General features: G+C 66.2%; 20 protein-coding genes and 2 pseudogenes. 17 read left to right on the forward strand and 5 right to left on the reverse strand.

Features of this window, described 5'->3' with window-relative positions; all coding sequences use genetic code 11:
• Positions 1-25: 25 nt before the first annotated feature.
• Positions 26-694, forward strand: a complete 669-nt coding sequence (locus tag BLIJ_RS06165; protein ID WP_012577556.1) for an ssDNA-binding protein — start codon at positions 26-28, stop codon at positions 692-694.
• A 27-nt stretch (positions 695-721) separates the two neighbouring features.
• The gene (locus tag BLIJ_RS06170) at positions 722-1,180 is read left to right on the forward strand and encodes a hypothetical protein (RefSeq protein WP_012577557.1); all 459 of its coding nucleotides are present in this window, start codon (positions 722-724) and stop codon (positions 1,178-1,180) included.
• A 50-nt stretch (positions 1,181-1,230) separates the two neighbouring features.
• Here BLIJ_RS06170 and BLIJ_RS06175 read toward each other — a convergent pair whose 3' ends face one another.
• Complete coding sequence (locus BLIJ_RS06175; protein WP_012577558.1) at positions 1,231-1,782, reverse strand: helix-turn-helix domain-containing protein; 552 nt, start codon at positions 1,780-1,782, stop codon at positions 1,231-1,233.
• Positions 1,783-2,202: 420 nt separating this feature from the next.
• Between BLIJ_RS06175 and BLIJ_RS06180 the strand changes: the two genes are divergently transcribed.
• Positions 2,203-3,429, forward strand: coding sequence for a DNA methyltransferase (locus BLIJ_RS06180; protein WP_014484838.1), 1,227 nt, complete (start codon positions 2,203-2,205; stop codon positions 3,427-3,429).
• Positions 3,430-3,486: 57 nt separating this feature from the next.
• A complete protein-coding gene (locus tag BLIJ_RS06185; RefSeq protein WP_012577560.1) occupies positions 3,487-4,011 on the forward strand; it encodes a hypothetical protein in 525 nt (174 codons plus the stop codon).
• On the opposite strand, the gene BLIJ_RS06190 is transcribed toward BLIJ_RS06185, so the two are convergent.
• Positions 3,984-5,249, reverse strand: a complete 1,266-nt coding sequence (locus BLIJ_RS06190) for a hypothetical protein (protein ID WP_231837871.1) — start codon at positions 5,247-5,249, stop codon at positions 3,984-3,986. The genes BLIJ_RS06185 and BLIJ_RS06190 overlap by 28 nt on opposite strands.
• The gene (locus BLIJ_RS06195; RefSeq protein ID WP_231837872.1) at positions 5,141-5,692 is read right to left on the reverse strand and encodes a hypothetical protein; all 552 of its coding nucleotides are present in this window, start codon (positions 5,690-5,692) and stop codon (positions 5,141-5,143) included. Before BLIJ_RS06195 ends, BLIJ_RS06190 begins: the two co-directional genes overlap by 109 nt.
• 251 nt (positions 5,693-5,943) lie before the next feature.
• Here BLIJ_RS06195 and BLIJ_RS06200 point away from each other — a divergent pair, with 251 nt between their 5' ends.
• The 4 genes from BLIJ_RS06200 (at position 5,944) to BLIJ_RS06215 (ending at position 11,032) form a co-directional block, all read left to right on the forward strand.
• On the forward strand, positions 5,944-6,369 hold the full coding sequence (locus tag BLIJ_RS06200) for a hypothetical protein (RefSeq protein ID WP_014484840.1): 426 nt from the start codon (positions 5,944-5,946) through the stop codon (positions 6,367-6,369).
• Between the two features lie 26 nt (positions 6,370-6,395).
• Complete coding sequence (locus BLIJ_RS06205; protein WP_014484841.1) at positions 6,396-7,451, forward strand: LAGLIDADG family homing endonuclease; 1,056 nt, start codon at positions 6,396-6,398, stop codon at positions 7,449-7,451.
• A 24-nt stretch (positions 7,452-7,475) separates the two neighbouring features.
• Entirely contained in the window at positions 7,476-10,118 is a 2,643-nt protein-coding gene (locus tag BLIJ_RS06210; RefSeq protein ID WP_012577565.1) for a DNA cytosine methyltransferase, read from the forward strand.
• 101 nt (positions 10,119-10,219) lie between these two features.
• Complete coding sequence (locus BLIJ_RS06215) at positions 10,220-11,032, forward strand: hypothetical protein (RefSeq protein ID WP_231837873.1); 813 nt, start codon at positions 10,220-10,222, stop codon at positions 11,030-11,032.
• Between the two features lie 151 nt (positions 11,033-11,183).
• Here the strand turns inward: BLIJ_RS06215 and BLIJ_RS06220 are convergent, their stop codons facing one another.
• Positions 11,184-11,879: a hypothetical protein gene (locus BLIJ_RS06220; protein ID WP_012577567.1), complete on the reverse strand. Its 696-nt coding sequence runs from the start codon at positions 11,877-11,879 to the stop codon at positions 11,184-11,186.
• Between the two features lie 58 nt (positions 11,880-11,937).
• On the opposite strand from BLIJ_RS06220, the gene BLIJ_RS06225 reads away from it, so the two are divergent.
• The 8 genes and pseudogenes from BLIJ_RS06225 to BLIJ_RS06255 all read left to right on the forward strand — a co-directional run bounded on the left by BLIJ_RS06225 (position 11,938) and on the right by BLIJ_RS06255 (position 19,935).
• The gene (locus BLIJ_RS06225; RefSeq protein ID WP_012577568.1) at positions 11,938-12,312 is read left to right on the forward strand and encodes a hypothetical protein; all 375 of its coding nucleotides are present in this window, start codon (positions 11,938-11,940) and stop codon (positions 12,310-12,312) included.
• A 44-nt stretch (positions 12,313-12,356) separates the two neighbouring features.
• Positions 12,357-12,524 carry a hypothetical protein gene (locus BLIJ_RS14580; RefSeq protein ID WP_014484843.1) on the forward strand — a complete coding sequence of 56 codons (168 nt, stop codon included), beginning with the start codon at positions 12,357-12,359 and terminating at the stop codon, positions 12,522-12,524.
• A 209-nt stretch (positions 12,525-12,733) separates the two neighbouring features.
• Positions 12,734-13,162 (forward strand): annotated as a pseudogene (locus tag BLIJ_RS06230) (IS607 family transposase); the annotation flags it as partial.
• Positions 13,149-14,471: an IS607 family element RNA-guided endonuclease TnpB gene (gene tnpB, locus BLIJ_RS06235; protein WP_012577570.1), complete on the forward strand. Its 1,323-nt coding sequence runs from the start codon at positions 13,149-13,151 to the stop codon at positions 14,469-14,471. The pseudogene BLIJ_RS06230 and the gene tnpB, both read left to right, overlap by 14 nt.
• 154 nt (positions 14,472-14,625) lie before the next feature.
• On the forward strand, positions 14,626-17,571 hold the full coding sequence (locus BLIJ_RS06240) for a VPLPA-CTERM sorting domain-containing protein (protein WP_012577571.1): 2,946 nt from the start codon (positions 14,626-14,628) through the stop codon (positions 17,569-17,571).
• A gap of 115 nt (positions 17,572-17,686) precedes the next feature.
• Positions 17,687-18,013 (forward strand): annotated as a pseudogene (locus tag BLIJ_RS06245) (tyrosine-type recombinase/integrase); the annotation flags it as partial.
• A 97-nt stretch (positions 18,014-18,110) separates the two neighbouring features.
• Positions 18,111-19,142, forward strand: a complete 1,032-nt coding sequence (locus BLIJ_RS06250; protein WP_014484847.1) for a DNA-processing protein DprA — start codon at positions 18,111-18,113, stop codon at positions 19,140-19,142.
• The gene (locus tag BLIJ_RS06255; protein ID WP_041981877.1) at positions 19,132-19,935 is read left to right on the forward strand and encodes a hypothetical protein; all 804 of its coding nucleotides are present in this window, start codon (positions 19,132-19,134) and stop codon (positions 19,933-19,935) included. The genes BLIJ_RS06250 and BLIJ_RS06255 overlap by 11 nt, the downstream gene beginning before the upstream one ends.
• Before the next feature lie 45 nt (positions 19,936-19,980).
• Here the strand turns inward: BLIJ_RS06255 and BLIJ_RS06260 are convergent, their stop codons facing one another.
• On the reverse strand, positions 19,981-20,283 hold the full coding sequence (locus BLIJ_RS06260; protein WP_049792181.1) for a hypothetical protein: 303 nt from the start codon (positions 20,281-20,283) through the stop codon (positions 19,981-19,983).
• A 157-nt stretch (positions 20,284-20,440) separates the two neighbouring features.
• On the opposite strand from BLIJ_RS06260, the gene BLIJ_RS06265 reads away from it, so the two are divergent.
• Entirely contained in the window at positions 20,441-21,433 is a 993-nt protein-coding gene (locus tag BLIJ_RS06265; protein WP_012577575.1) for a hypothetical protein, read from the forward strand.
• Positions 21,434-21,442: the final 9 nt, after the last annotated feature.

The raw sequence follows: 21,442 nt of genomic DNA on the forward strand, positions 1-21,442 counted from the left end.
CCAATCGTGAAAGGAGCCATGGGACATGGCAGACCAGAACCAGCAGGCGGAACGCCTGAACTTCGTGACCGTGCCGGGAATCGCTAACTTCCCGCACCTGTTCGAACCCGATTCGAAGAACGGCAAGTACACGCTGACCGTGCTGTTCGACAAGAAGGATCCCGCGGTCTCGCAGATGATGCGCGACCTGCAGGCCAAATGCGCGGAGGCGATCCGGCGCGGCATCGACGGCGAACCCGGCAGGGACGGCAAGTCGTACGCGCCGTTCTCCGGCCACTCCATGGACGACAAGGAGTGGGTGGGGCGCCTGCGCCTGCCCGTGGAGGACGGGGACACGGCCAAGTTCGACCGCGGCGACAACGTGGGCAAGCTGAAGAAGGACGTGTACGAGGAGTATGAGGGCCGTTGGGTGCTCAAGACCGGCACGAAGACCGATCTCGCCGCGGCCGGCTGGGTCGTGGATTCGAACCGTCGCCGTCTGACCGCCGCCGACCTGTATTCGGGCGCCATCGTGCGCGTCAACGTGTGGCTGTACGCGTACAAGCAGGACAATTCGGGCGTGGGAGCCATGCTCAACGCGGTCGTGAAGACGGGCGACGGGGAGCGTATCGGCGGGGAGACCGATCCGCTGGCCGCGTTCGGCCTGCCGGACGCGCAGGATGCGTCGAACCCGTTCGCGGGCATGGGCGTCTGACCGGAGGGGAGGCGCATCATAGCGGATATGGTTCTCACCCCGTATGAGACGTTCGACGAATCGTCGGGCGTGCACGTCCTGTGGGATTCGAGCCGTGACATGCCGTCGGGCATGACGGCCCGCGAGTTCGACCGGCGTGCGGGGCGTCTGCTCGCCCTGCTGCCGCGCGCGGCGGCCGGCCCGGCCGGCATGCGCCTGCGTGCGGGTTCGGATCATGCGGGGCCGGACGCGCACCCGTACGATGCGACCGTATTGCATGTGTGGGAGTTGTGGCGTATGGAGGCTTCGGGGCTTTCGGCGCGCATCCCGGGCCTGTCGGACGCGTTCGTGTCCGCGGACGGTCTCGCGAACCTGGTCGTGGAGGAGGAGTCGGACCTGTCCGATGCCGCGGCCGCCGCGACGGGCGCGGGCTGGCCGCTGCTGCGCGTGTGGATGCGCGGCGAGACGGATCCTCTCCCGTACCGTTTCCTGCTCGTCCGCCCCTAGACGGGGGTGGATCCCGGGCCCGCTTGGCGACGTGCCGTGCGGGCCCTTTTTCATGCCCGGCGGACCGGATCGGATGTTCCCGCCTGTCGGACCGTCGGTCCGTTTTCCGGTATGCGAATGGCCATGGCGTCGTACAGGTCGTCGATGGTGACGCCGAGCGCGCGGGCCAGGGCGCGGGCGGTGCGCAGCGTCATGTTGCCGGGGTCCGCGCGCCCAGGGCGCGGCCGGGCGTATTCGCTGATCCTGGAGGCCGCGATCCCCGTCCTGCGGGCGAGTTCGGCCCGGGTGAGCCCGGCGGCGTCCCCGAGCGCGCCGAGGCCGGCCGGCCATGTCCGGCACATGCCGGCGACCGCCGGCCACGGATCGTCGCGGGGGACGGCCGCGGAATCCCCGTGCGGCCGGTTGCGGCCGGTGTCCGGATCGGTTTCGAACATGGCGGCCCGGGCGGACCCGTCCCCGTCCGGGGCGGCGACGGCGACCCTGCGCAACGGGATGGCGGGGTTCTCCACGACCGCGAGGAACGGCGTCTCGCGCATCACGCGCACTTCCAATCCCAGTCCGGCGAGCATGTCGAGCGTCGCCCTCACGTTCCCGTCTTCCATGCGATCCTGCGATCCGTTTCGCCGGGCTCCCCGGGGGTTCGCGATGCCGTGGAGCCGCATGCGCGGGACCGTGTATGCATTCCGGTTCGCGTGTATGCATTTGTATGCATCCGGGGATGCATACAAAAAAGGCTTGGAAAAAGCCCGAAAACCCTTATATATAAAGGAAAAAATAAAATTCCTTTCTCTTGTATGCATTGTATGCATCAATATATGGGGTTTCCTTCCTTTCTTTCGAATCCTCTATAAGGGAATGATGCATACAATGCATACACGCCCCGGACCACCCCCGGAACGTTGGAACCAAGCCGAAACGGGAAGAAAAGATGTATGCATCCCCGGATGCATACGGATGCATACAGGCCGGCCGGAATGCATACAGGCCCGATGCCCGCCCCGGCGGACGCATACACGGGGCCCATGAGACCATTCATCGACCATGACGGCCTGACCCTGTACAACACGGATGCCCGCCGCCTGCCCGACCTCCTCGACGCGCCCGCGGACGCGATCGTCACCGACCCGCCCTACGAGCTCGGCCTGGGCACCGCGGGCGAGGTGAAACGCTGGGACTCCACCGGCATCGCCTTCGACCCGGAATTCTGGACGGCCATGCTCGGCACGGTCCGCCCCGGCGCGTTCGCCCTCGTGTTCGGCTCGCCCCGCACCTGGCACCGGCTCGCCTGCGCCATGGAGGACGCGGGCTGGCTGATCCGCGACCAGATCAGCTGGCTGTACGCGTCAGGCATGCCGAAAGGCGAATGGGGCGACCATGCGGTCGACCGGGCGCTCGGCGTGAGGGACGACCGGACCGGCGTCATACGGGACTCCGCGTCCCTGGAACGCAACGTCGCCTACACGGAACGCTACGAGGCGAAGACCCGCGAGGCGCGGCCCTGGCGCGGGTTCAATCCGGCGCTCAAACCCGCATGGGAGCCGATCCTCGTCGCCCAGCGCCCCCGCGAGTCCATGCTCGGCCGCAACCTCATGGACCACGGGACGGGCGCCCTGAACGTGGCCGCCTGCGCCCTGGACGCGGACATGGGGGAGCTGGGGCGCCGCTACCGGCTCAACGCGACCGCCGGGGGGCGTCCGGACGCGCCGCGCGGCGGCGACACGTTCCGTGATTCGGGCACGCCCAGGCCCATGGGGCCGCGCATACCGGGCCGCCACCCGTCGAACGTCCTCATGGACAAGGCCATGGCCCGGCTCCTGCCCGCCGACGCGCCGCGCTTCTACTACTGTCCGAAAGCGCAGGACAGGCCCATACGCGCCCTGGAACGCCTCGTCCGCCCCCGGACACGGGACAAGGCGTGGAAGGCGTGCTGCGCGCGCCTGGGACTCGAATCCGGGGCGGACGCGTACCCCGCGTGCCTGCTCGACGCGGAGGCGCTCGCCCTGACCGTGCCGGTGGGCGAAAGACGGCTCGCCCATCCGACCGTCAAACCCCTGGACCTGACCCGATGGCTCGCCCGCCTCGCATGCCCGCCCCACGGCCTCGTCCTCGACCCGTTCGCCGGCTCCGGCACCACGCTGGACGCATGCCGGCGGGAAGGCCTGCGGTGCGCGGCCACGGAGCTCGACCCCACGTACCTGCCGCTCACGGCCGACCGGCTCGAACGCCCCGCAAGCCTCCCGCTCTTCTAGCGGACGGGGGAACGCATACCCGGGGGCACACAACACCGTGGAAACGGAGGAACGGCAATGGAAGACTACATGAACCTGGCCCACGAGTGGGTCGCACGCCTCGAAGGCGGCGCGGGCACGTGGATGAACGACCAGACCGCCGACCGGCTCGCCGCCGGCCTGAACGATCCCAGGGGACGCGACATGATGGCGCTCTCCCTCCTCGACCCGACGCTCGACGCACGCACGCTCGCCGCACGCGCCGCGGATCCCGCGCGCCTGCCCGACGGCATGGGGGAGGCGATGGACGCGCTGCGCCGCCGTCCCATCCCCGTCACGCCCAGGCCCGGCCGGCTGACGGCCGCGCGCGACACGCTTTCGACGCTCGCGGGGACGAGGCCCGGATGCGCGGCCGGCGCCATGGACCTCGCGCTCCTCGTGTTCTGGCTGGCCGGCGACAAAAAGGGCCTGGACGCGATGCTCGCCCGGCCCATGCCCGACACCGTCGTCAACGTGATAGTCCGGTTCGCCCGCGACCATGACATGTGGCCCGCGGGCGCGGCCGTGCCCCGCGTCTACCGGGCGCCCGAGCTCAAGGCCTGATACTCCGCCTCCCATGCGGCCGCGTCCGACGCGTCCACGCCGAGCGCATCCTCGATCAGGCGCACGTCCAGGCCGCGCCGGCGCGCCTCCGTCCATGCGGCGTGCGCGTCCGCGCCGCCCGAGGCGAACGCGTCATGCGCGTCCATCCGGTTGACCACGTCGTCGAATTCGCCGGGCGTCCGGTCGAGCTCCGCACGTCCGGCGGCCAGCATGCGTTCGAAGTCCTCGCGCGCGTTGAACGGTTTCCCGTCCGCGTCCAGGCGGGGCGGGCGTCCATGGTATTCGGGGCGCGCGTTCGACCCGTCGGAATAGTACATGCCGCGCCCGTACTGGACGCCCCTGGCTATCTTCTCGTGGATGAAGTCGCCCATGTTCTCGTCCCAGATCCGGTCGCGCTGCCTTTTGTCGGGCAGTCGTCCGCCGTGTTCGCGCGCGTACGCGCCGATCCGGTCCATGTACCGTTTGCCGACGCGCATCCGGTGGGCGCTCAGATTGTAGGGCGGCCGGGCGAGGATCGCCTCCATGCGCACGGGGCGGGTGAGCGCGTAGCCGACGAGCCTGGCGGAGTAGCATCGGGTCGGGTCGCCGATCACGTTGCGGCGCAGCGCGTCGCACCGGTTCTCCGCGATTCTGCGCGCCATGTCGAAGCGTTCCGCCTCGTTCGGATACCAGGAGGCGAGGGCGCGCATGATCCGCCCGTAGTGCGGGCGTCCGTCCGCGTCCTCCCGGTAGACCGCGTCGTCGATCATGCGCGCCTCGTCGGCCGGGTCGAGCACCGGCTCGTCCCGGTAGTCGAACGGGTTGCCGTCCCTGTCGACGCCCGGCCTGACGGCTTTGAGCCGGTCTTGCAGCCACAGGCTGGTCGGATCGTGTTCGACCCGCCAGTTCACAAGCCTGACGGCCCTCTTGTGCCCGTAGCGTTTCGGGTCGAGGTCCTCGGCGGCGGGCGGCATGACGTCTCCGCCCGACGTGCCGGACGCCGGCTCGTAGGTGCCCGCGTACCCTTGGGGGAGGCCCTTCGCCCGGTGGCCCCTGCCGTTCCTGTCCATGACCATGCGGTCCGCTATGCGCCCGTCGGGCTGTGCCGGGCGCTTGGCGGGGCTCCACGGGGTTTCGGACGGCCTGTCCGTCAGACGGGAATGGTCGTCGGGTCGATGCCGAGGTCGACGGCCGTGAGCACCATGTCTTCGAACCCGTCCGCGGCCATGTCCGGGGCGGCGCCCATGCCGGGCGACCATTCGAGACGTCCCATGTCCAGCAGGGATTCGAACCGGCGCCGCCCGTTGAACCCGTAGGGGCGTCCGCCGGTCGAGTTCGACCCGTCGGACAACGGGGTGGGCGTCACGTGGCGCACGCCGCGACGCCGCTTGTCGTCCAGGCGTCGCATCGCGACCGCGTCCCACGCCTTGTCCGGATCGTCGCCGGGATGCGCGTCCATCCACTCCAGCCACGGGATGCCGTTCTCCAGCAGGCTTTTCGGCATCAGCCCCCGGGCGGAGAGCCAGTGCTGCGGCGAACAGTCGAGACGCCGGTTGTACGCCTCCCGCATGTCCGGCGTATGACCGTAGCGCAGGGCCGTGCGCTCCAGCCCGTCCTCCAGGCAGGCGGCGGCCATGCGCCCGCCCGCCATGCGCCCGTACAGGCGCGTGAACCAGTGTTCGAGGGATTCCAGTTGGGTCATGCGCCGTTGCATGCGTCCCCGAGGCGCATGGTTTCAAGAAGATTCGACGCCGGGAAGCCGGCCCGGCCGGGGCATGCCGCCCGCCGTCGACCATGCGACCGCGTGCACGATATCGTATTCCGTCCCGTTCATGCGGCGCGTCGCCCACGGGCCGGAAGCGGGGGGAGGGTCTGCCGTGTGTGACATGCCCATCGGCCGGCAGGCGCGCCACGTCGCCCTCCCCTGGACGGCGGGCCGCGGAACCGGAGGCCATGCGTCGGGGACGCATGCGCGCGGGCATGCACGAGAACATCATCGGTTGGGAGAACCTGCCCGCAAGCCTCCTCGCCCGCATCCGGGACGGGATCGTGGCCCAACGGGACGGCGACGAATGGACGCGCTTCCGCCCCGCATTGGCCGGCAGGACCGATGCGGGCGAACCCTACATCGTGGACTCGGACTGCGTCGACCATTGGGTCGGCGACGGCTCCGCGTTCCCCGACCCGGACACGCCATTGCCCGAGGCCGTGCGGCGCGACCCCATGCCGGGCGACCTCATCCGCCTCCACAAGACCGACGACCCGGCCATCGCCGACATCGGCCGCTATGAGGGCCGGTCGGCGATGGCCGGGTGGATGACCGACAACGGGCCCTACTACGCGCGCGAATGGACGCTCGACAGGGTCGTCGAACAATAAGGGTCGCGTTTCGCATACGACGGCGTATGCGAAACGAAACGGACAAACCATTCTCATGGTTCGCGGACGATATGCCGGTATTGACGGGAAAGGGCTTCATGCCCATCGAATCGGTGGGCATCGGCGATCTGGTCCTCACCGGGTCGGATGGTTGGAAGCCGGTTCTTGAGACCATGACCGAAAAACGGGATGATGCCATTATCCTGCACGGGCAGGGTTCTAATGGGATAATCTGCGCGCCGGAAAGCATGTTTATGGCGGGACACCGTTTCCAGGGCCCCTGGGACAACGCAAACCGCACCTACCCCACCCTGTTCGAAAAGGACGGCTGGCGGTCTGCTTCGAACATGGATGCTCACATGTGGCTTAACGTCGGCCGGATCCCGGAATTGCCCATCCCGTCATTGGAGAACGTCGTGTTCGACGAGGAGTTCTTCTATTTCGTGGGCCGTTTCCTCGGCGATGGTTGGGTGTGGGAATCACGGGATGGAAGCACCAACCAGCAGGTGGGCGTCTGCTGCGGGTTCAGGGATGTCGAATCCCTGATGCCCCACATGAAGGCGCTGGGCTGGAAGTTCAGCGAACAGGACCAGAGGACCGGCCACTACTGGCGTTGCTACGACAAAACGAAATTCCACTGGTTCGAGGACAATTTCGGCCGGGGAGCCATCAACAAGCATCTGCCCGGCTGGACGTTCGGCATGAAAAAGGAATGGCGGCAGGCCCTGTTACAGGGGTACTGGGAGTCGGACGGCAACCCGATCCGGAACGGCATGCACGCGACCTCGATCAGCCGAAAACTCATACTCGGAATCAAGACCCTGGAGGCTGGACTCGGGCGCGCATCCAGTATTTCCAGCCATGAACCCAACAGAGTGTGCCTCATCGAGGGACGCAGGGTCAACGAACGAACCAATTATCTGATCAACACGTATGACCGGATCCGCAAATCCATCATCTGCGACCGAGGCTATTGGGCTCACATGCGCAAACGCGAGGATATGAGGGAAACCATCACCATGCATGCGCTGACCCTCGAAGCCGACTCGTACATGGTGGACGGGATTCTCGTCAGGGCATGATGCGGGGAACGCATACAGTCATGTATGCAGAACAATTCTGAACACAACGGTCTCATCGGCAGCCTCTTCTCCGGATACGGGGGATTGGATCTCGGCGTCGACATGGCGTTGGGCGGCGGCATGCGCGTCGCCTACACGAGCGACATCGAACCCGGCCCCTGCGCCATCGAGTCATATCACGCGCACGGCGACGACTGCCCGAACCTGGGCGACATCACCGGAATCGACTTCGAGAAGTTGCCCGATACGGACGTGGTCGTCGGCGGGTCGCCCTGCCAGTCCCTGTCTCTTGCGGGTCTGCGCGCGGGCATGCATGAGGGCACCCGGTCGGGATTGTGGAGCTATCAGGCGGATATTCTGAAGGCTTCGAAGAGTCCCCTATTGCTATGGGAAAACGTCCAGGGTGCGTTGACCGCCACGGCCTCCAGCCGCGAGGATCTGGCGGAGGCGGACCGGCGTGCGAAGGCTTTGGGGAAGGCGGGCCTGTGCGCGTGCGTGACGCCCTCCGTCGACCCGCCGGACGGTTTCACGCCGCCCGACCCGGATGCGGAGGGGGCGAAGCCTTTGGCGACCGTCCTGCGCGATTATCTGGAAGCCGATCCGGAGAAGTGCGCGGCCGTCGTCTGCAAGGCGTGCGGCCGGCATGTGTTCGAAATCAACGGCGACACGGTGCTGGCGGATGGCGAGCGATTGGACGGCGTGCATACGGCGCCCACGATCCGCGCGTTGGGCCGTGTGCTGGGCGATCTGGCGAACCTGGGTTATGACGCGGTGTGGCGAGGTCTTGAGGCCGCCGACATCGGGGCCCCTCACCATAGGCTGCGCATCTTCGTGACCGCCTGGCCGCGCGACCCGTCCACGGCGCGCGAGCCGTCGAATGCCCGGCTGAGGCGTCTCGCCCAACTGCCGCCCATGAGGCCGAAGGGCCGCGCCTGGGCCGTATGGGATGCGGACAGGGACGTGTGGACGACAGGGGAGCCGGATTTGTTCGGCGATGTGGACGTGTATATGGACGCGTGGCCGAAATCGGGCGTCATGGCGGCGGGCCGCGTGTATATGGTGCCCGGATCGTGGCTTACGGTCCCCGTGCCAGCGGCCGGATCGGCTTTGGTGACGCCGAAGGCGACGGACGGCGCGAAGGGCGGGCCGAACCAGTCATACGGGAACGGGGATGCGCCGCTGCCCGCGCAGGCGGCCATGCTGCCGACCATCAAGGCGGGGGATGCGGGGCATACGGGGCCGAACCAGCGGTTCGGGGCCGGCAACCCGAGCCTGGCGGCCTCGGTCGCGGGAATCGGCGTCCTTCCGACCCCGGCGGATGGGTTCCTGTACACGCCGAAGCAGTCGGACGGGGTGTTCGCCGCCCCGGCCACGTCGGGCCGCCCGTTGGACAGGAGCACGTTCCTGTCCACGCAGGTGCGGCTCATGGACCTGCCGGGACGCATGGACCCGGAGAAGGTCAGGGAGCATGATTCGAGGCTGCCGACCCAGATCGACCAGGCATCGTTCGCCTTGAGGCCGTCTGACGCATACCCGTGGTCATGGACTGATGACGACCTGTGGCTGCTGACGCCGACGGTGATGGACGCGACCCGGAATACGGTGCGCGGCTGTTGGAGGCCGGGGGAGAACTGGCGTGGCGTCTCGTTGAACAACGCGATCATGGACGCGGGCGAGGTGATCGCGGCGGGAACGCGTACGATCCACCTGTCCGACGAGGTCACCTGCCTGCCGACGCCCACGTCGAACGAGTGGAACGGGGGCACGATGAGGCCCGCACGCCGGGCCGTCATGGGGCATGCGGTCACGTGCGCCGACTGGGCGAAGAAGAGCGACGACATCCGCCTGTTCCCCACGCCGAACTGCATGGATGCGATCATGCCCCGGTCTTCGACCGGCAATCTGAGGGAGGATGTGATGATGAGGAATGTGACCGTGCTGTCCACGCCGACGAGCAGAGGCGGGAAGGGCAGCAACCAGAGGAACAGTGAGGACTGCATGCCCGTGGCCGCCGACAACATGAGCATCACCGTCCCCGGCCCCTATCATGGCGGCCTGTGGGGGTTGGACGACGGCAGGGGCGTGCGCTTCGGCCGGTTCACCGCGGCGATCCGCCGTTGGGAGCGGGTGTCCGGCCGTCCCGCCCCCTGTCCCACGCAGGCGACCGGCGGCCTGCGCCGCTGGATCGGGGCGAACGCCGCCGACCCCACACTGTTCGAACCGTACTGGCTCGCCCGCCACGCCCCGTTCGACGCGCATCCGAAAGCCCGGCTGGACCAGCCGATACGCGACCGCATGCTCGCCCGCTGGCGTGAAACCGACCGGGGGATGAGCCTCATCGACCCCATGTTCTGGCCCGGCTGCAAGGACATGGACCCGGACATCCCGATCCCCGCGACCCGCCTGCCCGACAAAAGCGTGCTCGATTATTGGAAGACCCGGTCCGTGGGCTCCCGGTTCCCGTCGGCCTCCCACCTATCCCCGAGGTTCGTGGAATGGATGATGGGTCTGGAGGACGGCTGGGTCACGAATCCGGCGATCTGGCGGCATGTGGACGGCAATCACAGGAACCTCCAACTGCGCGCCCTGGGCAACGGGGTCGTGCCCCCGCAGGCCGCCATGGCGGTCGACTGGGCGCTCCGCGTACGCGAAAGGCTCGCCGTTTGACGCCCGTCAACGTCTGGGCGTGGACGCTCCTGGGCGTCGCCGTCCGCCCGGCCATACCCGCGTCCATGCGCCGGATCGGTCTGATCCGGTCCGGCGCATGGATGGGACGGCACGGTCTCGTCCACGTATCCGCGTGCGCGGCAATCCTCGCCTGGCTGCTGGGCGCGGACGTGTGGGGGATGCGGCTCGCCTGCCTGACGATCGGCGTCGCCGTCGGCGGCCGGCTCCCGTCCCCGCCGCATGCGTCCGGACGTCCGGATCGTGACGGGACGGGCGCGAGGAACCTGCCTGGCCGCGTATCATACGGGCCCATGGAAGACGACGAGATCGAAGTGAGGCCGTTCCTCAAAGACAACGGGCCGTTCGCGGGCATGCCCTCCCGTTTCCTCGGCAGGGGGTGGAAACGGGTTCCGGACGGGCGCGGACTGCCGGAACGGTCCACGGTCCTTCGTCGGATGGGCCTTGTGTTCGTGGTCGGCCGGGTCACCGGACTGTTCGCCTGCATCGGTTACGGCCGGCCCGCCGAACATCCGGCGATACGCATGATGGCGACCCGTATCCTGCCGTATCCGGATTGGACGTGCCGGACGAGGGGCGCGGATCCCGGCATGTTCGCTGACGCGTGCATGCTGCGCTACGGGGCCGACGTGCTGACCCGCCTGTCCCGTGACGCATGCGCCAACGCCCATCCGCGTCTGGCGTGCCTGGTCATGCGATGCCGTTGCGCCCCGATCCGCCGGGCGTTGGCGCATGCGGATCGTTTCAACCCGCTGATCGGGGCGAACGGCTGGGGCGAGGACATCGGGCTCGCCTGCGAACTGTATGACGCGACGCTGCGCGAATACGGGCCCGTCGGGGCGGTGCGGCGCCTGGCCGATCTGATAGGAGGGTTCCGCAGGACGGTGCGCGGCTGATCCCGGCCATCCTATCGAAGCGTGCCGGGCCCGTCGCCATCCAAGCCCGGCACCCGCATCCCGGCGGCGTCACGTCTTGAGAGGGGATCGGGATGCGGGGCGAAACGGTCCGGACGGCTGCATGCCCGCATCCCCTTGATCCCGTTTGTTTTCAGTCGTCGAGCGTGCGGATCGCGTTCTTCAGGGTCTCCCGGATCGCGTCCACCGTCTCCCTGGCCCGTCGTTCGCGTTCCCCCGCCCGTCGTTCGCGTTCCGCGGTCGCGGCCTGCGCGTCCTTGCGCCGCGTTTCGATGTCGGCGAGGGCCTTCGCGTGCTCCTTCTTCGACGCGTCGCGTTGCTCGGCGAGGTCGGCCATCGCCTTGTCATGCTCCCTCTTGTGTTCCTCGGCGAGCCCGTCGGCGGTCTGCTTCGCGGATTCGACGATGTCCCCGGCCTTCGCGTTCGCCTCGTCGAGGATGCCTTTTGCCTGCGCCCGCGCCTCCGCGATCGTGTCGCGCGCCGTGTTCCTCGCGTTGTCGACGAGATCCTGCGCGGCCTTGCCGGCCGCCTCGAACGGGCTTTCCGCCCGGTGGCGCAGTTCGTCGCGTTCCCGGCAGGCGGCCTCCAATTGGGCGGTCAGCCGCGTGTTCAGGTTCCTCAGGTTGTCGGCGATCGCGATCTGCCGGGCGAGGCTGCGCCGGTATCCGGCCGTCCTCTCCTCGTACTGGTCGACCAGACGGTCCACATCCTCCGTCCGGTATCCGCCGAACGCGACGGTCGCGATTTCGGGGCGCGTGTTCTCCTGCGGCGCGTACGACTGGGGTTCGTATGATTCGGTGAGCTGGGCTCCCGGCTCCTGGTCGGTCATGACGGTTTCCTTTCCTTGCGGGTGCGGGGACGGGCGTCCCCTGCTGCATGCCTCCCGTATGCGTTCCGGACGGACGCATACGGGAGGCATGACCCCGATCGCCATCCTGTTCTGGCCGGCCGCGGGAATCCTGCTGCGCCGGCTCGTCCCCGCCATGCTCCTGGACGCGGGCCGGGAACGGTGGGCGCGGGCGGCGGGCCCCGGCCCATGGCCCGCGCGTCTCGCCCTGTTCGCCGCCGTGCTCGCCCCGTTCGCCGCCGGCGGCGTGTGGGCGCCGCGCCTCATGCTCCTGGCCGTCGGCTACGCGGCCGGCTGGGATGCCATCCCCCGTCCGCATCACGCTCCTCGGATACTTCGGGCAGGTTTCGGGAAAGAAGGCCTTCATAATCGAAGCGTTCCTCTTCCATCAATTCGCCGAATTGGTCGGAGGTGAAGCATGGACTGAATACGTCATTAGAAAGGAGGGAAATCAAGGATATGAGCATACCGGTTCTTGACAAAACCCTAGAGTCAGAAAGCATTACGGAAGACCAGCTCATGCGGATGATGGAAAATGCTATGCGCAATAGTCTGGAACATGGAATCGATCCGCGTGACGACGATTTGATTCCCGCCGAGGAATCCTTCAAGGGACTGTTTTTCTGACATTTGGATATGGCACAGGGGCTTACCGTCGTTTTTGACTGTAATATATACGTAACTGCAGCGCAGGCAATAGGCTATTCAGGTTCCTTGGCTGATCTTGAACACATTGCACCTACACTCCCGTTTTATCGGCGTAAACGTGCTGAATCCCTGTTGTGGGCGCTAAAAGGCGGGGCGGGACCTGTCAAATTCCACGTCGGATGGAGCAATCACATACGGTGTGTTACGCGCGTGTCAGCTCGTCTGACCAGAAGGACGATTTGACACGTCAGGCCGACCGGTTGAAGGCGTTCGCCCTTGGCATGGGCGTCGAGAAGCCCGAGGTGGTCACGGAGACGGGTTCCGGCATGAACGACAAACGACGCAAGCTCAACCGGCTGTTATCCGACCCGACCGTCGGCACGCTGATCGTGGAGCATCGCGACCGGCTCGCCCGTATGAACATGGGACTGGTGGAGAGCGCGTTGAAGGCGCAGGGACGCCGAATCATCGTGGTGGATGACACGGAGCCGGACGACGATCTGGTGCGCGACATGACCGAGGTGCTGACCTCGTTCTGCGCGAGACTGTACGGGCGTCGTGCCGCCAAGCACCGTGCGGAGAAGGCGTTGGAGGCGATGCGCGATGAGCGCGTATGAGGCCGTTAGGATTCGGCTCGACCCAACCCCACGGCAGACACGGCTGTTGGAGTCCCATGCGGGTGGTGCGCGTTTCGCGTACAATCTGATGCTCGCGCACGTCCGGCGCCAAATCTCCTTGGGTGAGAAACCGGACTGGACGTTGTACGCGATGCGCCGCTGGTGGAACGAGTGGAAGGACGAAATCGCCCCGTGGTGGCGAGAGAACAGCAAGGAGGCGTACGGCAGCGCGTTTGAATGGCTGTCCCAAGCGTTGAGGAACTGGTCGGACAGCAGGAAGGGCAGGCGCGCGGGCCGTAGGGTGGGCTGGCCGAAATACAAGTCGAAACGCTCCAGTGTCCCGCGTTTCGCATACACGACCGGCAGCTTCGGCCTTATCGAGGACGACCCGAAGGCGTTGAAACTGCCACGCATCGGACGCGTGCACTGCATGGAGAACGCCACCGAACGCGTCCACGGCAGACGAATCGTGCGCATGACCGTCAGTCGCCATGCGGGCTTCTGGTATGCGGCCCTCACCGTCGAACGTCCCACCGAAAGCGTTCCAGCGAAAAACAGAAAACAGAAGAACCGTAATCGTCAGGTCGGCGTGGATTTGGGCGTCAGGACCCTCGCCACCCTCTCGGATGGCACCACGTTCCCCAATCCACGCAACTACGTCCGCACGCAGCGGAAACTCCGCCACGCCCAACAGTCGTTGAGCCGCCGCGATAGGGGCATGAGCCATGGATGCGGGTCGAAACGGTACAACAGGGCGTTGGAGCGTGTGCGCCGAATCCACGCTCGCATAGCCGCCCAACGAGCCGACAACATCGGCAAGCTCACCACGTGGCTTGCCGACAATTATTCCGACATCAGCATCGAGGACCTCAACGTGCAGGGCATGAGCCATAACAGGAGGCTTGCCAAGCACGTACTGGACGCGGACTTCCGCGAGTTCCGCCGCCAACTGGAATACAAGACCGCACGCGCCGGCACGAGGCTCCATGTCATCGACCGGTGGTATCCAAGCTCGAAGACCTGTTCGAACTGCGGGACGGTGAAAGCCAAACTGTCCCTGTCCGAACGCGTCTACCATTGCGGCAAGTGCGGACTTGTCATCGACCGTGATGTGAACGCGGCCATCAACATCCAAGTCGCCGGGAGTGCCCCGGAGACGTTAAACGCGCGTGGAGGAAGCGTAAGACAGACCCGCCTTGAGTGCGGGACAATGCGGCATCCGGCGAAACGCGAACCAAGCGGCGGCGACAGTCGCGTGAGACTTGGAGCTGGTCTCGGCAACGAGGCCATGCAGATGACTTCGCTCTAGCGACAAGCTAAAACAAAGTCATCTACAACGGAACCCGTTCCGGCCTGACATGGCGTCCGGGCCGTTCCCGTCCCATGCCTCCCCCGGCCCGCATAGACGCGCGTGCGGGGATAGACGTACGCCGTCCCCCATCCGACAGAAAGGAAACATCCTTATGGGTTCGACTCATAGCGACAGACACTGGGCGCGCACGCTCGCCGCGGCGGGCGCCGCCCTGGCGACCCTGGCGGCGGGCCTGCTCGTCGCGGGCACGGCCGACGCGGCCACCATGCGCGACCCGTTCGAACGCTCCATCCAGAACGGCAACCCCGGTTTGTGGACGAACGTGGGCACGATCACGTTCAGCAACGGGAAGAAGTACGAGAACATGGCGCAGTCGCTGGGCGTCGTCGACAGGGTCAACGGCAAGAACACGTACTGCATCGAGGCCGACACGCTCTACACGGGCACGACGGGCGACTGGGGCGATTGGACCGACGAGAGGACCAAGCCGGACGCGCAGCGGCTCGCCTGGCTGACCGACAGGCACAACGGGGACCGGGATGATCTCACGCAGGCCGCGATCGCGGGCCTCATCCACCAGAAGCTCGACCCGATGGGCAACGAATACCTGAACGGCCTCCGGCAGCTCGGCTGGGCGGACGGGCCCAGCTGGGACGCGTACACGGCGAAGATGAACAGCCTGTGGACGGAGGCGGTCAACGGCACGCCCACCGACCTCGACATGCAATACCGGTACACGACCGGCAAACGCAAAGGCCTAGTCACCCCAAGCATCACGAACGTGAACGGTGTTGAAATTGCGGGCATCCAATACACGGCGATCCTGAACGGTCCGGCCGTGTTCGACCAGACCGGCACGAACACGATCAGCGGCACCACCACGAACAGCGCCATTCATCTCCCGTGGACCGCCACCGGCAACGGCAAGGTAACGGTGTCTGTACTGCATAAGATTCCTAAGGCGGCCAGACTGTCCTCCCCGAACCAGGATCTGATGGGACTGTCCGATCCGGAGACCGTGTCGAAGAACATCACGTTCCAGGTGCAGGCGAACTTCAAGCCGACCATCGAATCCAACCAGACCGATCATCGCATCGAATACGGGCACGCGCCCGAGGACGACCTGACCTGGCATGCGGACCCGACGGGCGGCGACTGGATCGCCGGCGCCACCGTCAAGGCCACCGGCACCCTCTACCATTTCGCGAAGAAACCCGTCGAGGGCCGGACGACCGTCAGGGACGGGGTGAAGGCCGCGACCGCGACCGCCGCCGGCGACAGGGACGGAGCCACCAGCCATGTGGACGCCTCCTCCATCACCATGGACCCCGGTTTCGTGAAGGCCCACCCGGGAGCCTCCCCGTCGAGCCTGCCCGCCACCGGCTGGTACACGTGGGTGTGGGAGATCACGCCCGACATGCAGGACGCCAACATGAGGCAGTACCTGCCCGCCGACTACGACTGGTCCGACAACGTGCTGGAAGCGGAGACCACGCTGCACGCGCGCAGCATGCAGCCGACCATCACGTCCAGCGTGTCCGCCGCCTACAAGCATGATCAGAGCAAGGTGACCGGCGCCGACGGGATCGAACGGCCCGCCGTCCAGATCGGCTCCGCGGCCGCGTCCGACAAGACCGACGTCGTCTACCTGGAAAAGGGCGGCGTCATCCGCGACCAGGTCACGCTGGGCGTGGCCGACATCAACGGGGACGGCAAGACCGACACCGCCGACTGGCTGCACACCAAGGACGGCCAGGGCGAAGGCTGGGAAACGGAAGCCAACCAGATCACGATCCGCGTGAACGGCGCGCTCTACGGGGGCATGACCCGCGAACAGGCCGAACAGGCGCAGAAGGACGCGGCCGCGGGCAAGACCGTCGAACTGCCCAAGCAGGCCGTGAAGCTCGCCACCACCACGTTCACGACGAACAGGGCGGGCGACTACCTCCTGTCCAGCAAGAAGGGCGAGAAGCCGGCCGGCGTGTGGAAGGCCGAGAACGGGATCGACCTGACGAACCTGCCGTCCGGCTACGCCACGTTCGTGTACGACATCACGAACAGGGATCAGGACACGAAGGCCCAGACCGGCATCGAACCGTCCAGGGACTACCCGTTCGCCAAGGACGTGCACGAGGCCCCGTTCAGCAAGGACGAGACCATCATGGGGCGCCTCACCCCGAAGCTCGACTCCACGGTCAGCTCCAAGGAGATCAAGGCGGGCGAGACCACCGTCGACAGGCTCGTCGTCGCCAAGACCAACGAAAAGGACGTGTGGCCCACCTACCCGCAGTCGAACGTCACCGAAGGCGAAACCCCGAAGGGCACCCCGCTGAGCCTCGACTTCCACGGCGTCCTCTACAAGGTGAGCGACGATCCGGCGGCCGCGATCGAGCAGACCGACACCGTGCCCGACAACGCGGTGAAGGTCCACGAGACCGACATCAAGGACGTCACCGGGTTCGGCACCTACTCGACGGACTCGTTCACCCTGACCGAGGCGGGCACCTACGCATGGCATTGGACCATGACCCCGAGCCTGGCCGGCGACCAGAACCATAATCCGCTCGCCGCTTTGGCCTGGCGTCAGCTCACCCACGGCAAGGTGCAGCATGCGTTCGGACTCGCATCCGAGATCGTGCGCGTCCGGAAGCCCGACACGCCCAGGTGCGAGGTGTCCACCAGAAGCCAGGGCGAGGTCACGATGGAGAACGGCAGGGCCGACCTGCACGACGAGCTCCTGCTCAGGAACTGCGAGCAGGCGGCCAAGGCCGAATTCGAACTGTGGAAGCAGACCAACGGCGACCAGTCGGGAGACGTGCTCATCACCGTCACCGGCAAGGTCGACGCGAAGGACGGCATCCACTCGCCGACCGTGACCGTCCGCGAGACCGGCACCTACTACTGGCGTGAGAAGGTGTACGACCAGACGGGCAGGCTCGTCTCCTATGGTGACGCGCGCAAGCCGAACGAGACCGTGACCGTCAAGGAGAAGCCTCTCGCCTCCACCGGCCTGGGCGTCCTGCCCGCCGCCCTTGCCGGCATGCTGCTCGCCGGCCTGGGCGCCGCGTTCGCGCTGCGCAACCGCAGGCGCGCCTGACACGCGTGACGGCAAGGGGTGCCGCATCCCCCGGCCCATGACGGGCCGCAGGGGATGCGGCACCCGGTTCGCTTCCTGTTTCCTTTTCGGATGGGGTTGGATCCGGGCGAACAACATCGGCATGCGTGACTTCGTGTTCACATCCGCCCGCGGCAACCCCGTCTGCTCCAGCACCGAACGATACCAATGGTGCAAGGCGCTGAAGGCGGCGGGCCTGCCGCAGGTGAAGATCCATTCCGCGCGGCATTGGATGGCGACGATGGCCGCCCGCGCGAACATGCCGGACGACGCGCGCATAGCCGTCATGGGCCACACCAGCATGCAGATGACCATGCGATACACCCACAGGGACGCCGCATCGTTGGGGCGGCTGATGGCCGCCGCGATACCCGACCTGCACGACGGGATCGAGATCATCGACGCGACGCCGGCACGCGGATAGAAGACAGCCGTGTTCGCGGACGGATGCCTCATGACGCGGGATGTAACGTTCCGATATTAGAATGGGGAGACCGGTGAGATGCATGGGAGCGTGGCAGATGTCTGACGATGAGGGTTTGATGCGGGAGAACGCCGCACTGGTGGCGTTGCTTAACACGATCGACCGGAAGCGCGATTCGTGGTCGTCCATAGCCGAGACCGTCGAGCGCAACGGAAGCGCCCTGAAGGTGCTCATGCACGAGATCGACCCGCGTAACAACCCGTTATATGACGACGAGGATCCGGATGATTTCGAGAACGGGGAGCCGACCCTGTTCGATGACCGGGACATACCTGTTTCGCGGGCAAGGGCTGCGGAACTTGAGTCCGCCTTCGACGCGGCGCTGGACGAAGTGGACTCGTGGGAGCGTCGTGGTCTCGACTTCGTTTCCGTCCTCGATGACCGGTATCCGAACAGGCTCCGCCAGGTCGTGGACATGCCACCGTTCCTTTTCGCGGAAGGCCGCATGGTACAGGACGAGCTTGGCGTCAGTGTGGTCGGTTCCCGGAAGGCCGACGCCGAATCGCTGAAATTCGCGCAGGACACGGCTTCCATGCTGGTGTCATGTGGGTTCGCCGTCATCGCCGGACTCGCCTCTGGCATAGACACTGCGGCTCATGTCAGGGCTTTGGAGGAAGGCGGGCGCACGGTCGCGTTCATCGGCACCGGGATCACCAAACGGTATCCCAGGGAGAACGGAACGCTGCAGGACCGCATCGGACGCGACGGGCTTGTGCTTTCGCAGTTCTGGCCGGACCAGGGGCCGACCAAGTACACGTTCCCGATGCGGAACGCGTCGATGAGCGGATACGGTGTGGCCACCGTCGTCGTGCAGGCGTCCGAGCATTCCGGGACCAGGATCCAGGCCCGTCAGGCCCAGCAGCATGGTCGTCCCGTGATACTCAGGGACACCGTCGCCGACGGGACTGAATGGGGAAGGAAGCTGGCGTCCAGGCCGGGCGTGTGTGTGGCGTCCACTGTCGACGACGTAAAGGCGAGATTGCATGACCTTCTGGGAATGGGACGTGCGCTCGAGGAATCCGTGGACATGCTGTTGTCGGCAGGCGCATCGAGGTCGAATGATCAGTAGATACGGATTAGCGCTTGACCGCGCCATAGACAGCATGGCCGGCAGCTACCTGAAAACCGTGAGGTACAAGTCGGTCCACGGATACCTGTGCCCCGAATGCGGAGGGTTCAAAGGCGCCGGTTATTGGATGTGCCGCGGCTGCTCACTCATCCACGGCAGTGCATCCGCCCTTGGTGCCGGGCACCTCCTCGCCGACCGGCTCGCATTCGGCGTCTACGCCCCGGAACCAAGAAGCCAGTCGTTGAAGATGATGTACGGGTACAAGGACGAGCATCCGGCGTCACCCGACTACCGCACGCTCGTCAGGGCGATTCTGGCATTGGGCATAGTCGGACACGGGGATTGCCTGAACGCGGTCGCCGGAGGATCGCCAGTTGCCTGGGCGATGGTACCATCGACCAGGCAATCACCGCGATACGGGAAACCGCACCCGTTCCATGAGATAGCCACATCAGTCATGGGAGGTCTGCCCGAGGTGGAAATCACCGCGTCGGAAGGTGAGAAAAGACGCTTCGACCCGGAGAGGTTCCACATCGAATCCGCACCCGACTTGAATGGGAACGTCCTGCTCCTCGACGACTCATGGGTGACCGGGGCGAACGCCCAATCGGTCGCCGCATGCCTGAAAACCGCCGGAGCCGAGCAAGTATCGATATACTGCGTCGCCAGGATAGTCAACTACAACTATCTGGAATCGCTGTCACCGGACGCGGTCGCACTGTTCCAGAAAAACGTGCATTACGCCGGCGGATTCTGCCCATGGAACAGAACCAGCGAAGCAACGGACGGATGATACGCCACACACGCCCTGGCGCTCGCGGGAGAGGCCGTGGCGTTTTCACATGCGTATCGTGTCGTGCAGCATGTCCTGATAATCCCTGACGACCTGCAGCGTCACGTCCAGCTCGCACGCGATGCGATACGCATCACCCTCGCACAACGCTTCGGCGCTCGCGTACTCGACCGGGGCGATGAGACGCAGCGCGGTCTGCCTGCGCGCCCGGCGTTCGGCCTTGACGCCATACGGGGTTCCTGCGCCAGTACTTCCCCTTGTCGGCCGGTGCGGGGCGTCCGCCCCCGCCTTAATAGAACATTTGTTCGAATATTGGTTCGGTTTTGTTCCGGGAGGCCGACCTGCCAACCGTTGGTTTCCCGGGGGACGCATACCGTGGGGTGATTGAAGCCGGGGCAAGCGCCAGGATTGGATGAATCCCCGGGATGTGAGGAAACCGACCGGAACAAGCCACGCATGATGCTATCATCGTGCGCGTAGCGGAAACATGAAAGAGGAGCATAACATGAGCGGATTGGATCCCGTGCCCCGGCCCCCGGTGGAACCGTCGGGGGCCGGCCGCGCCGTCCCGGAGCCGAAGCGTCCGAAGTGGCTGGTCCCAGTGATCGCGGGTGGTGCTGCCGTCGTTGTCTTGGCGGCGGGCGGTATCGGTGGATACCTGTGGTGGAGCCATCGTCAGCTGACCGAGGCGTCCGGGGAATGCTCTGTCGCGTACGACAAGGCGGTGAAGGCGCAGGGGAAGCTGACGGAATACCTGAAGTCGGATGCGGTGAAGGCCGCGATCGCGGTCAAGGGTTCGGAGGTCAGGGACGCGGAGACGGTCGCCGTATTGGCCTCGACCGTGAAGACCGCCTCGAATACGAAGACCGATATCCCCGGATGCCCGTCCGGGAACCTGAAGGGCATCCGGGCGGCGGCCGCGCAGCTCGACAAGACCGCGGACGTGTACGCGAAGACCGTGAGCGAGGTCAGGGGCAAGGCGGATGCGGTGAACGCCTCGAAGACCGACAAGACCGTCGCCGACGCGACCAAGGTCCTGGACGACTCCAAGGGCAGGGTGGAGGACGACAAGGTTCGCACCGCATTGGAGAACGCCATCAAATCGAGGGACGGGAAGGCGATCTCGGATGCGGTGAAGGCGGTCAACGACTCCATCAAAGCCAAGTCGGATGCGGACGCGAAAGCCGAGGCCGAAAAGGAGGGGCAGGCGGCGGAGAACACGGCCCAGGCGCCGGACAATGGCTCCTCCTACACGGGCGATACGACCGGAGGCCACACCGGATACGCGCAATCCCAGGGCGGAGGCTACACTCCCGCGCCGCAGCCCACAGGTAACGGAGGCGGGTACACTCCCGCACCGCGGCCGACCCCGCAGCCGACACCGCAACCCTCACAAGGCAACAACGGGGGAGGTTCCGGCGGAGATGACGGCTATGAGGACATTTGCTGGGCGGGTGACACCAGTGGCAAGCCCTTCGTCCAGGTGCCCTGCAACTGACTCTTTTCT

The organism is Bifidobacterium longum subsp. infantis ATCC 15697 = JCM 1222 = DSM 20088 (assembly GCF_000269965.1).
GTDB classification, from domain to species: Bacteria; Actinomycetota; Actinomycetes; order Actinomycetales; family Bifidobacteriaceae; genus Bifidobacterium; species Bifidobacterium infantis.